Origin of the sequence: Variovorax sp. UC74_104 (assembly GCF_044055375.1) — a bacterium.
In the GTDB taxonomy this organism is placed as follows: domain Bacteria; phylum Pseudomonadota; class Gammaproteobacteria; order Burkholderiales; family Burkholderiaceae_C; genus Variovorax.
In genome coordinates this window covers 2,611,073-2,623,939 of the sequence record NZ_CP171978.1, presented here as the reverse complement: position 1 = coordinate 2,623,939, position 12,867 = coordinate 2,611,073, and the positions used below count along the sequence as shown (strand labels likewise).

Sequence of the window (12,867 nt, the reverse complement as noted above, 5' to 3'; positions counted from 1 at the left end):
CGGCTCACCCGATCGCGGCGCGAACGCTTCGCCAACAAGTCCGGAATGCCGCGCCGTTGCAGCAGCGACGTCGACGGGTGCATCCAGCAACGGCCCCGCGAGGAACGCGGCCAGCACGTCGTTGCCGGCCGCCTGCGTCCGCGCCGGGCCGCGCGACCCGCCGATGAGCGCGGCAGCCGCGAAGCGCGCCGGCGCCGACAGATACAGCGGCACGTCCGTGAAGCCGTAGTGATTCGCCTCGGCGATCTGGTAGCGATAGCCGCCGGCGCGCGCGGTGCTGCACCAGCGCCAGGTTGCCTTGCAGGTAGTGCCGCGAATGCCGCGTCTCGCGGTGATCGCTTTCCAGCAGCAGGAACGGCACCGGCATCGGATCGGCGGCCGCGCGGCCGTAGAGCGTTCCGTCGATGTTGGCGACGGCGCGGATGCGCGCATCCTCCATGGCCGCCTCTACCGCACTCGCGCCGCCGAAGGAATGGCCGATCGCGGCGATGCGTTGCGCGTCGAGCCGCCCGGACAGCATCGGCCCGAAGGCGCCGGGCCGGCCGACCTGCCCGACGACGAAGCGCAGGTCGGCCGCACGCACCGACTGCCGTTCGCTCATGTAGCGCAGGCGATCCGGATCGTCGGGCAGGAAGCGCTCGGTTGGCGTCGCGAGCCGGCCGTCGGCCAGTTCGACCACCGGCGCCTCGTAGGCATGGTCCAGCGCGAGCACCACGAAGCCACGGCTTGCCAGGTCGGCAAGAAGCCCGGAATAGAACGCGCGCGACGCGCCATACCCCGGCGAGAACAGCACCACCGGCCAGCGCGCCCGTTGCGCAGCCACCGGCGCGTCGAGGCGCGCATGCGCGTCGATGCGGTCGTAGCGCTGCATCGCCAGCCCGGGGATGAGCGACACGAAGGACGGCAGCCTTCCCAGGCCGTCGATGTAGCGCGGCGCCACGCCCTGCCCCGGTTCTGCCGGATACCAGGCCTGGACCACGACGTTGCGCCGGTCATCCGGATCGGCGGTCGCATCTTCCGCCCGCTCGCCGTCCACCCATCGGAACACCTGGCTGCCGACCGCATAAGGTCCGTGCGGCGCGGGCAGCTCCGGCACCGGCACGAAGCTCCACGCGAGCAGCGCCGCCACGGCCAGCCCCGCGATGCCACTGCGCCCGAGCCATGCGAGCGCGCGCCGCGGCGCCGGCCGGCTTCGCCTCCATCCGAGCACCAGCAGCGCCGCAAGCAACGCATGGACGGGCAGGTATTGCCAATAGAGGCCATCGCGCCAGAGCTGGAAGGCGCAGGCGGCCAGCAACGCAGCCGACACCGCGAAGACCGCGCGCCCGCTCACCCGCCTCGTCGCCGCCGCGATCAGCCCCAGGCCGACCGCGACCAGGACGATCGCGCCATCGAGCATCGACATCGCCCGCGCTCCGTTGCCGTCCCGTCAGCCGGCGTAGCGGGCCAGCATGCCCAGCTTCTCGTTCAGCGCGGCCTGGAAATGCTCGCGCTGCGAGGGCACCCACATCGGCGCGTCGAAGGAGGCGACGACGCGATGGCCCTCGATGCGGATCGTGCCCGCCAGCGGCTCGCGCACCGCGAAGTCGTCGCCCTGCGGCTCGATCCTGAAACCCAGCGCCTCGACCTCCTTCAGCTGCGCCTTGAGCGCCTCGCGCAACACGGCCGGGCGACCGGCATGCGCAACGGCGATCTCGACCGGCCGCAGCTCCGGCAGCGGCAGCAGCACCGGCGCGATGAGCTTCGAGGGCCCGCCCGCGGCCGGAAAGCGCAGCTTCGCCGCCGCATCGAGCACCAGCGCGCGCGCCGCCGCGACCTCGTCGTTCGCTTCGTAGCCGCTTTGCGCGGTGACGAAGTTGTCGGTCAGCACCTCGACCGACTCCACGCCGCCGCCGGCCGCCACCGCGAGGCGGAAGCTCATCACGCCCTGCACGTCCCTGAGGGGCCTCAGCGGTTCGGCGAGCGCGCGATGGAATCCGGCGACCACTTCGCGCGCGGCAGCCTCGTCCAGCGGCCCCGCCACCACCGGCGAGCCGGCGCGCAGGTGACCGACCAGCGCGATGCGCGCTTCCAGCGGGTCCATGCTGCCCTGGATGGCCGGCGTGCCGTGGACGATGCGGTCGTCGAACAGCAGCAGCTGGTTGAACTGCGCCGGCACCAGCTCGTACAGCGCCTCGCCGTGCACGTGGTGTTTCTTGTAGCTGGGCACGCCGTCGCGCATCAGCAGCGTTTCGCCGCCGGCGAACTTGCGCGACTGCCAGCGCGTGAGCGAATAGACGAAGCCCAGCGTGCCGTTCTGGAAGTCGCTGTGCAGGCCCAGCGTGCAGCCATTGACCATCAGGTGCAGGTTGGGCTCGCCGGTCGGAACCAGCCCCGCGTGCTCCATGCACCACTGCCGCAGGTGCCGGTCGAAGCGCCGCCACAGCGGCTGCGGAAACACCTGCTGCGGCGTCGTGCGCAGGTAGGTGTACATGCGCGGATCGCAGAAGTACTGCCACTGGACCGACTGTCGGTAGGCGTTGCCCACCTTCTCGTCATAGGCCGCGCGCAGGGCCTCGGCTTCAGCAAAGAAGTCGGCGGCGACGTGCTGGCGGCGGATCACGCGGCCACCTCATGCATGTCGCCCAGCGCCACGCGCACCTGGCGGTTGCCGCTGTAGGGCAGGCGGCCGTGGGCCATCAGCAGGTTGTTGACCAGCAGCACGTCGTGGGCCTCGGTCGGGATGCGGACCGAGCATTCCAGCAGCACGCGGTCGATGGTGCGCACCCAGTCCGCCGGGATCGGGCTGCCGTCGCCGAAGAACACCGTGCGCGGAAACTCGTCGCGGCGGAAGTGCTTGCCCAGCATCGCATCGACCTCGGCCGGCAGCGCATCGGGGTGGTGCAGCAGGATCTGGTTGAACCAGGCCTCGGTGCCGCGCCCGGGAATCCGCAGCACGGCATGGGTGCGGTACGACACGGTGATGTCGTTCTCGGAGATGGCGTCGATCTCGTGCCCGCTGGCCTCGATCTTCCCGCGCAGCTCGTCCAGGGTCTGGACCTTGAAGAACTGCTGCCACGAGGTGTCCAGCCCGCGGATGAAGCGCCGCCGATACACCAGGCCCAACTCGCGGAAGCGCTCGAGCATCTGCGCGGGCAGCCGCTCGATCACCTGGCGTCCGTCGGACAGGGTCCACTCGCCGCCCTCGGAGGCCGGCTCCAGGCAGAAGAAGAGCTGGCGCGAAGGCCAGCTCTGCGTGTGCGAGGCCTCGTTGTGGAAGCGGATCTCCAGGTGCTTGGGATACGGCGTGGCGAAGTAGACGTTGTCGCCCGCGCTGGCCAGCGGCAGGTCGCCGTAGTGCCTGTAGAGCGCGTCGCAGGCCGAGGCCGCGCAGTCCTCGAAGCCCGGCAGGCCACCGACCTCGAAGCCGCGGAACAGCACGTGGCCGTCGCTCCACAGCGCCTCGTCGATGCGATCGCGGTTCTGCCGTATCCAGGGCGCCAGCGGCTCGCGGGATGTCGAAGTGATTTGCATGGGTTCTTTCACAGCTTCGTTCGTTGATCTCTTCAGGACATGGCCACCAGGATGCGGCGCGGCCCGTCGAAGGGCAGCCGCCCGTGCGCCGCCAGCAGGTTGTCCACCACCAGCAGGTCGCCCTGGCGCCACGCGAAAGTGCGCCGCTGCGCGCGCAACACCTCGCGCACGGCGGCCAGCGTGGTGCCGTCGATGCGCCCGCCGTCGCCGTAGTACGCCGCCATCGGCAAGCCGGCCTCGATGCGCGCATCGACCTTGGCGCCCGTCGGCGTATTGGAGGCGTGGAACAGGTGCACCTGGTTGAACCAGACGCGCTCGCCGCTCAGCGGATGCACGCGCGTGGCGGGCCGCCGCTCGTGGATGCGCAGGCCGCCGCCGGGCTGCCATTCGCAGCCGATGTCCATCTCGCGGCAATGGGCCTCGACCTGCTCGCGGTCGGAGGTCTCGAAGGCCTTGCTCCACGCGTTGTAGGGCGCATGCGCCGGCGCGAGGTTGCGCACGTACATCAATTGGCGGCGCTCGAACTCCTCGGCGATGGAGGCCGGCATCGCCTGCAGCACGCGCCGCGAATCGGCCAGCGGCGTCTCGCCGCCCGCCTGCGGCGCGGTCGCGCAGAAGAAGTAGAGGCGCTGCGGCCATCGCAGGCTGTACGACATCTCGTTGTGAAGCGGAATCTCCAGCTGCTTCGGATACTCGGTCGAGGTGTAGACGCCCTCGGCCACCTTGCTGCGCGGCGAGGTGCCGCCCGCGTAGTCGAGCAGCTGCCGGGGCGCCATCGCCGCGACCGCGCGGCGGAAGTCTTCGGCCTCACGCAACGGGAAACCGCGAAACAGCAGCGCGCCTGCGCGCAGCAGCATGGGCTCCAGGCGCGGCATCGCTGCGCCGAACCAGCCCTCGGCATCGGCCGTGCTGCCACCGGCCAGCTCGGCATCGGCGTGGATGAGATGCGGAAGGCCGTCCTCGAAGTCCTCGGCCTCGCGCGAGTCCGCGAGGGTTGCCGCCGCCCCGCTCATGCGCGCTGCCCCAGGTACCAGTGGCGCCCGACGATCTCGATCACGCGATCCACATGCGGCGGCCTGAGGATCGACAGGTGGTGGCTGCCGGGCAGGTCGAAGCTGCGCAGCCGGGGCTCGTGCGTGCGCCAGGCGTCGAGGTTCACGGCGTCGTCCTCGTCGCCGGAAACCGCGCGCAGCAGCAACGCCAGGCCGGTGAACTCGCCCTCGGGGCGGTAGCCGATCGCGCACTGGCGGCAGAACATCTCCAGCACCGGCGCGAAGTCCGCGCGCCGCGCGCTGGGCGGCAGGAGGCGGGCGCGCCGCATGGCCTCGAAGACCGATGCCGTCTGCTCGCCGGCCGGCAGCACGGCCAGCGTGCTGGCGTCGAGCCCGTGCTCCTTTCCGCCCTGCAGCCGGATCAGTGCCAGGTACTCGCGCAGCGCGTGGGCGCGGTCGCCGAAACCTTCGGTGCGCGGCGCATCGGTGTCGACCAGCACCACCGGCGCGACCGTCGCACCGGCTCCGGCCAGCTGCCGCGCCGCTTCCAGCGCGACCCAGCCGCCGAAGGAATGGCCGATCAGGTGATAGGGCCCCTGCGGCTGCAGCGCGCGGATCGCATCCACGTAGCGCCGCGCCGCCTCCTGCAGCGTGGGCGGCTCGCCGTCGCGGCCCAGCAGCGCGGGGGCTTCCAGGCCGATGAAACTGGCGTCGCCGGGGCTGCGCGAAGCGAACTCCAGGAACGAAGTCGCATTGGCACCCGCCCCCGGCAGGCAGAACACCTTGCGTGCCTGCGTGCCCCCGCTTCTGATCGTCACCGCCGCACCGTGCGCCGGTGGGCGGCCGGCCACGGCAGGCGCACTCGCCGTGCCATCGAGCCGGGCCAGGATCGAATCGATCGCGGCGCCGACACGCGCCGCGTGCCCGGTGTCCATCATGATGCTCCAGTGGTCGCCGCCCACCGGATGCACCTGCAGCCGGTTGCCGAAGACCGCGCCCCAGCCGTTGGTAGGGTCGCCCGCATCCCCCGGCAGTGCCGAGAACAGGTGCGCATCGAGCTCCAGCGGCCGCGCGTGATAGCGATGGGCTGCCGCGCGCAGCTCGAACCAGAGCCCCGCGCGCGCGTCGAACTCGGCCGGGCTCATGTCCTTCTTCAGCCACCCCTCTGCGCGCGCCAGCGCGATCGCCGCGGGCAGGCCGTCGGCCGCGAGAAGCCGCTCGATCTCGCCCGCCTCCAGCTTGCGCCCGTAGTACTCGGCGAAGGCCACCAGCAGCAGCTTGCGGTCCTGCTCGCCCAGTTCGGACACGCCGCGCTCGCCCGCGCCGGGGTGCCAGCTGTCGACGAGCCCGAGGAACTCGACCCGCTCGCCCGCCGCGATCAGCTGCCGCGCGACCTCGAAAGCCAGCACGCCACCAGCCGACCAGCCCGCGAGCCGGTAGGGCCCGCGCGGCAGCGCCTCGCGGATCAGCCGCACGTAGCCCGCGGCCAGGTCCTCGTAGCGGCTTCCGGCCTGCACCGCGTCGCGGTCGGCGCGGATGCCGTAGAGGCCGACTTCCGGATCGACGTGCCGCGCCAGCCGCTCGTACGACAGCACCTCGCCGCTGGGCTCGTGGATGAACACCAGCGCGCGCCGCGCGTTGCCGCCCTTGCGGATGGTCACCCACTGCGCATTTGCGTCCGCCACGTTCTCGCGCGGCTTGCCGATCAGCTCGGCCAGCGCGCTGAGCTGCTGCGCCAGCAGCACGTCCTGCAGCGCGACCTCGTAGCCCTTCTGCTTGAGCCCCTCGATGACCTGGAACACCATCAGCGAGTAGCCGCCCAGGTCGAAGAAGTTGTCGTGGCGGCCGATGCGCTCAATGCCCAGCAGCTCCGACCAGAGCGCGGCGATGGTGCATTCCGCCTCGCCCCGCGGCGCCTCGTAGCGGCCCAGCGCCAGGCCCTGCGCGTCGGGCGCGGGCAGCGCCTTTCGGTCGAGCTTGCCGTTGGGCGTGAGCGGCAGCGCGGCCAGCGCCACGAAGGCCGAAGGCAGCATGTACTCGGGCAGGTGCGCGGCCAGGCCGGCGCGCAGCTTCGCCGGATCGGGCGTTTCCGTGCCGGCCACCACGTAGGCGACAAGCCGCCTGTCGCCGGGAATGTCCTCGCGCACGACCACCGCCGCCTCGCGCACGCCCGGCAGCCGCGCGAGTTGGGCTTCGATCTCGCCGGGCTCGATGCGGAAGCCGCGCAGCTTGATCTGCTGGTCGTTGCGGCCGAGGTATTCGAGCGTGCCGTCCTCGCGCCAGCGGCCGAGGTCGCCGGTGCGGTACATGCGTGCCTGCGCATCGTGCACGAACGGATCGCGCGGAAAGCGTTCGGCGCTGAGGTCGGCCCGGCCGAGATAGCCGCGCGCGACGCCGGCGCCGCCGATGTGGATCTCGCCCGCCACGCCGACAGGCACCGGCTGCCCCGCCGCGTCGAGCACGTAGATCCGCGCGCCAGGCATCACCTGCCCGATGTGCGGCCGGCGCCCGTCGATGACGCCGCAGCTCGCATCCACGCTGCATTCGGTCGGCCCGTACATGTTGAAGAAGAGCCGCCCTTCGACGGCCGCCAGCGTGCTCCAGGTGGCCGCGTCGATCGCCTCGCCGCCGAGCAGCAGCTTGCGCAGGCTCGGCGCGCGCCCCTGCAAAAGGCCCGCACCCTGCATCAGCCGCAGGTGCGAAGGCGTGCACTCCATCGCCTCGATGCGATGGGTTTCGAGGAAGGCCAGCAGCTCCTGCGCGCCCAGCCGGTCGGCCTCGGGCAGCAGGAACACGCTGCGGCCGAAGGCCAGCTGCCCCCAGGCCTTCACGGCCATGTCGAAACCGAAGGAGGAGTTCCATGCCACGCGCCGGCAGTCGGGCGCCGTGCCGTGCACGCAGGCCTCCATCGCGCGCAGGAAGAAGGCCACGTTGCGGTGCTCGACCATCACGCCCTTGGGCTCGCCGGTCGAACCCGATGTGTAGATCACGTAGGCCAGGTGCGAGGGCCTGAGGCCGACGGCAGCCGGATCCGGGTTGGTGGACGGCGCCGCGGCCAAGTCCGGCAGCTCGGCGTCGAGCAGCACGCGTGCGCATCGCTGCGGCGCCTGCAGCCTTGCGTCGAGGCGCTGCTGGGTCAGCAGCACGATCGCGCCGCTGTCTTCCAGCATCTGCGCCAGGCGCTCGTCCGGATGGACCGGATCGAGCGGCACGAACGCGCCGCCGGCCTTGAGCGTGGCCAGCATCGCCACGACCATCCCGATGCTGCGTTCGGCGCAGATCGCCACGCGGTCGTCGGGCTTCACGCCAAGCGAGCGCAGGTGATGGGCGAGCCGGTTGGCGCGCTCGTTGAGCTCGCGGTAGCCCAGGCTTTCGCCCGCGTATTCGATCGCCGGCGCATCGGGCCGGCGCGCCGCCTGCTCCTCGACGAGCGCATGCACCAGCACGGGCTCGGCGGTGGCGGCATGGCTTTCGTTGAAGCCTTCCACGATCGACTCGCGCTCATCGGCATCGAGCAGGTCGATGCGGTCCACCGGCTGGCTGTCGTCGGCGACCATGGCGCGCAGCACCGCTTCCAGGCATTGCCATTGGCGGCGCACCGTGGCCTCGTCGAACAGGGCACAGGCGTAGTTGAGCTGGCCGGCAATGCCCTCGCCGTTCTCGCGCAGCTCCAGCGACAGCTCGAACTGCGCGCTGTCCGCGCCGCCGCCGAGGCTCTGCGCCTGCAGGCCGGGCAGGTCGAGCCCGGCCTCGGGCGTGTTGTGCCACGACAGCATCACCTGGAACACCGGATGGTGGGCCAGCGAGCGCGGCGGGTTGAGCGCCTCCACCAGCCGCTCGAAGGGCACGTCCTGCAGGCTCTGCGCCTGCACCGCCGTCTGCCGCGCCTGCGCCAGGAGCGCGCCCACGCTCGGGCCGTCCGAAAGATCGATCTTCAGCGCCTGCGTGTTGACGAAGAAGCCGATCAGCGGCTCCACCTCCACGCGGTTGCGCCCGGCATGCGAGCTGCCGATCACCACCTGCTCCTGTCCGCTCAGCCGGCCCAGCACCACCGCCCATGCCGCGAGCAGCGTCATGTACAGCGTGGTGCCATGGCGCTGGCCCAGCGCGCGCAGGCCCCGGCCCAGCGCCGCGTCGAGTTCGACCGCGATGTTGGCGCCGCGGTAGTCCTGCACCGGCGGGCGCGGCCGGTCGGTCGGCAGGTCGAGCAAGGCCGGCGCGCCGCGCAGCTGCCGCACCCATTGCTCCAGCTGCTGCTGCAGCAATGGCCCTTGCAGCCACTGGCGCTGCCACATGCCGAAGTCGGCGTACTGGATGGCCAGCGGCGGCAGCGGGTCGGGGCGGCCCTGGCGAAAGGCGCCATACAGCGCCGAGAACTCCTTCGCCAGCACCCCGCCCGACCAGCCGTCAGAGACGATGTGGTGCATCGTGACCAGCAGCACGTGGTCGTCGGGCCCCAGAGCCAGCAGCTGGCCCCGGATCAGCGGGCCCAGCGCAAGGTCGAAGGGCCGCAGCGCCTCCTCGCGCACGATGCGCTCCAGCGCCTCGTCCGTGATGCCGCGCCGGTCTTCGTGCAGCAGCGCGAAGCCGCGCGGCGCGTCGATGACCTGCCGCACCTCGCCGCCGATGCCGACGAAGCGGGTGCGCAGCACCTCGTGGCGCTCGACGATGCGGTCGAAGGCGGCCTGCAGCGCCACGGTGTCCAGCGGGCCGCGCAGCCGCACCGCGTCGGGCACGTGGTAGGCCTTGCTCGCCTCGGGATCGACCCGCGCGATGAACCACAGCCGCTGCTGCGCGAAGGACATCGGCAGCGGCGCCGAGCGGTCGGCGCGCGCGATCGTGCCCAGCGTGTTCTGGCTCGCCTGCGCCACCTCACGCGCCAGGTCGGCAAGCCGCGGATGGGTGAACAGCGCCGGCAGCGGCAGCTCCACGCCGAGCCGCTCGCGCAGCTGCGACACCAGCCGCACCGCGAGCAGCGAGTGGCCGCCCAGTTCGAAGAAGTCGTCGTTGCGCCCGACGCGTTCCATGCCGAGCAGCTCGCACCAGATCCGCGCGAGCGTGTCCTCGATCTCGCCCATCGTCGCCTCGTAGCTTCGATGGGCGAAGGCCAGGCCCTCGGGCGCCGGCAGCGCCTTGCGGTCGAGCTTGCCGTTCGGAGTCAGCGGCAGGGCCGCGAGCGGCACGAAGGCGCCCGGCAGCATGTGTTCGGGCAGACGGATTGCCAGCTGCCGGCGCAGTCCGGCAGGGTCGATGGCGTCCTGCGTGCCGTCCGCGACGACGTAGGCGACAAGGCGCCTCTCGCCGGGCACGTCCTCGCGCGCGACCACAGCCGCCTCGCGCACGCCGGGCAGCTCCGCGAGGCGCGCCTCGATCTCGCCGGGCTCGACGCGGTGGCCGCGGATCTTGAGCTGGAAGTCGTTGCGCCCGAGGTACTCGATCGTGCCGTCGTCGCGCCAGCGGCCGAGGTCGCCGCTGCGGTACATGCGTGCACGCTCGTTGTCCGCGAACGAATCGCGCAGGAAGCGCTGGGCGCTCAGCGCGGGCTGGTTCAGATAGCCGCGCGCCACCTGCGCGCCGGCGATGTGGATCTCGCCCGCCACGCCGCGCGGCACGGGCCGGCCCTGCGCATCGAGCAAATACAGCCGGCAGTTGCCGACCGGCGTGCCGATGGGCGGCAGGTCGTCCCATTCGTCCGGGGAGCCTGCGAGCGTGTACGTCGTGACCACGTGGCTTTCGGTGGGGCCGTAGTGGTTGTGCAGGCGCGCCGTACTGCCGCCATCGAACAGCCGCCGTATCGCCGGCGTGATGCGCAGCTGCTCGCCCGCGACGATCAGGTCGCGCAGCGTCGGCGGCAGCGCCGCGCCATGCTGCGACCACAGCTCGCTCAAGGCATTGAGCGCAATGAAGGGCAGGAAGAGCCGCTCGATGCCCTGCCCGCCGAGCCAGCCGGCTAGCGCGGGCAGGTCGCGCCGCAGCTCCTCGGGCAACGGCACCAGCGTGCCGCCCGTGGCCAGCGTCGAGAAGATTTCCTGGAACGCGACGTCGAAGCCCGGCGCCGCGAACTGCAGGGTGCGCGCCGCACCCGGCAACTGTTCGCGCTGCCAGGCCAGCAGGTTGACCAGCGCGCGGTGCGGCATCACAACGCCCTTGGGCACGCCGGTGGAGCCGGAGGTGTAGATCACGTAGGCCAGGTGCTCGCCGCGCAGGCCCAGCGCGTGCGGGTCGGGCCGCGGCGCGGCGGCCTGCGCCCATGGCGCCGCGGCGATGTCGTCGAGCAGCACGCGCTCGCAGGCAGGCGGCGCGGCGAGGCGCTGCACCAGCCGCTCCTGCGTGAGCAGCACGAGCGGTGCGCTGTCGGCGAGCATGTGCACCAGGCGTTCGCCGGGCAGCGCGGGGTCCAACGGAACGTAGGCGCCGCCGGCCTTGAGCGTGGCCACGATCGCGATCACCGATGCAGCCCCGCCCTCCAGGCAGATCGCCACGCGCTGGTCGGGCACCACGCCCAGCGTGCGCAGGTGCCGGGCCAGCTGGTTCGACCGGGCCTCCAGCTCGCCATAGCCCAGCCGTTCGGTGGCGGACTCCAGTGCGGGCGCCGAGGGGTCGCTGTCGGCCTGGCGCTCGAACAGCGCGTGCACCAGTTCGCCGATGTCGCCGCGGTCAACGCGGGTGGAGTTGAAGCCTTGCAGCACCTGCTCGCGCTCCGCCGCCGGCAGGGTCTCGATGTCGCGCATCGGCGTGTCGGGCGCCCGGTCGAGCGCACGCACGAGGTTTTCCAGGGTTTCGCGCATCCAGCCGGCGATGCGCGCGGCGTCCACCTGCTTCACGATCTCGGCGGTGATGGAGAAGCCCTCGCCGTGGTCGTCCACGTGCAGCACGAAGGGGTAGTTGGTGCGGTCGCGGCTCTCCAGGTGATGGATGCCGGTGACGCCCTGCTCACCTTGCGCCGCTGCTTGCTCGCGGCTGTGGCGGTAGTTCAGCAGCGCCGAGAACAGCGGCGTGTTCGCGGGCAGGCCGCTGCAGCGCTGCGCCAGCGTGAGCGATGCGTGCTCGTGGCGCAGCAGTTCCGCGAGCGCGGCGGCCGTCTCACCGAGCGCAGCGCCTGCGCCGCGCCCCTCCAGCCGCACCCGCAGCGGCAGGGTGTTGATGAACATGCCCATGGCGCGGTCGGCGCCTTCGCCGCCCTGCAGCCGGCCGAGCAGCACGGTGCCGAACACAACGTCGCCGCGGCCATTGCCGCTGCAGCGCGCGAGCACCTGCGCCCACGCCAGGTGGAACACGCTGGCGGCGGTGGTTCCGTGCCCACGGGCAATGCGCCGCAGGTCCGCGCACAGCGCCGGCGCCAGCCGCAGCTTCGCCTGCACCGCGTCGCTGCCGTTGCCCTGCACGTCGAGCAGGTCGAAGGGCGCGGTCGGCTGCTCGACGTCGCCCAGCATCGCGCGGAAGAACTTCTCGTGCTCGGCTTCGCGTGCGCCCAGCCGCGCCTGCGCGACGAAGTTGCGAAAGGGCACTGGCTGCGGCAGCTCGGCGCTGCGGCCCTGCATCACCACGGCCACCTCGTGGGCCAGCAGCTCCAGCGTGACGTGGTCCATCGCCAGGTGGTGATAGAGCATCTGCAGCAGCCAGCGTCCGCCTTGCGCTTCGTCGAAGGCCGCGAAGCCGCGCATCATCGGCGCGCGGCGCACGTCGAGGCGGTAGCGGGCCGGGTCGGCATGCGCCTGCAGCCGCGCCTGCACGCCATCGCCATCGCCATCGCCATCGCCATCGAACTCCAGCGTCTCGACTTCCAGCCGAGCCCGCCGCCACACCACCTGCACCGGCTCGGGCAGTCCGTCCCACTGCACGGCGGTCCGCAGCACGTCGTGGCGCGCGATGGCCTCGTTCATCGCGGCGACGAAGCGGTCCAGCAGCTCGCGGCTGTCGAAGGCCATCAGCAGCCGGGTCAGGTAGGCATCGCCCTGCTGCTGCAGCAGGTGATGGAACAGGATGCCCTCCTGCAGCGGCGCGAGCGGATAGATGTCCTGCACGTTGCCCGCACCACCGGGCGTGGCGGCGACGATGCGGTCGATCTGCGCCTGCTCCAGCCGCACCAGCGGCAGCATGCCCGGGGTGATGCGCGGCTGCTGCTCCTGCTCCTTCCCCTTCTTCTGCCGCTGTGTTGCCGCGGCAGCACGATCGTCGTTGGCGGCCACCCAGTTCATCAGCGCCTGCTTGTGCAGCTTCAGCGACGCCATCACGCCGGGCGTCAACACGCCGCGCGGCGCCTTGAGCACCAGCTCGCCCTGCTCGATCCGCGCCAGGACCCGGCGTTCTTCGAGCAGGCCGATCAGGGCCGGCGCGTCCATCGATTGCGTGCTCGCGACTT

At 71.8% G+C, this 12,867-nt stretch carries 4 protein-coding genes and 1 pseudogene; all 5 read right to left on the bottom strand.

The window, feature by feature from the left end:
• Nucleotides 1–4: 4 nt before the first annotated feature.
• Nucleotides 5–1,405: an alpha/beta hydrolase family protein gene (locus tag ACHMXA_RS12160; protein WP_395320781.1), complete on the bottom strand. Its 1,401-nt coding sequence runs from the start codon at nt 1,403–1,405 to the stop codon at nt 5–7.
• Nucleotides 1,406–1,429: 24 nt separating this feature from the next.
• Nucleotides 1,430–2,602 carry a hypothetical protein gene (locus ACHMXA_RS12155; RefSeq protein WP_176664611.1) on the bottom strand — a complete coding sequence of 391 codons (1,173 nt, stop codon included), beginning with the start codon at nt 2,600–2,602 and terminating at the stop codon, nt 1,430–1,432.
• Nucleotides 2,599–3,513 carry a TauD/TfdA family dioxygenase gene (locus tag ACHMXA_RS12150; protein ID WP_176664610.1) on the bottom strand — a complete coding sequence of 305 codons (915 nt, stop codon included), beginning with the start codon at nt 3,511–3,513 and terminating at the stop codon, nt 2,599–2,601. The genes ACHMXA_RS12155 and ACHMXA_RS12150 overlap by 4 nt, the downstream gene beginning before the upstream one ends.
• Nucleotides 3,514–3,545: 32 nt before the next feature.
• Complete coding sequence (locus ACHMXA_RS12145) at nt 3,546–4,526, bottom strand: TauD/TfdA family dioxygenase (RefSeq protein WP_176664609.1); 981 nt, start codon at nt 4,524–4,526, stop codon at nt 3,546–3,548.
• Between the two features lie 41 nt (nt 4,527–4,567).
• Nucleotides 4,568–12,619: pseudogene (locus ACHMXA_RS12140) on the bottom strand (amino acid adenylation domain-containing protein); the annotation flags it as partial.
• Between the last annotated feature and the right edge of the window lie 248 nt (nt 12,620–12,867).

Coding starts and splice junctions, on each gene's coding strand:
- ACHMXA_RS12160 (WP_395320781.1), bottom strand. CDS start 1,405: ATGTCGATGCTCGATGGCGCGATCGTCCTGGTCGCGGTCGGCCTGGGG.
- ACHMXA_RS12150 (WP_176664610.1), bottom strand. CDS start 3,513: ATGCAAATCACTTCGACATCCCGCGAGCCGCTGGCGCCCTGGATACGG.
- ACHMXA_RS12145 (WP_176664609.1), bottom strand. CDS start 4,526: ATGAGCGGGGCGGCGGCAACCCTCGCGGACTCGCGCGAGGCCGAGGAC.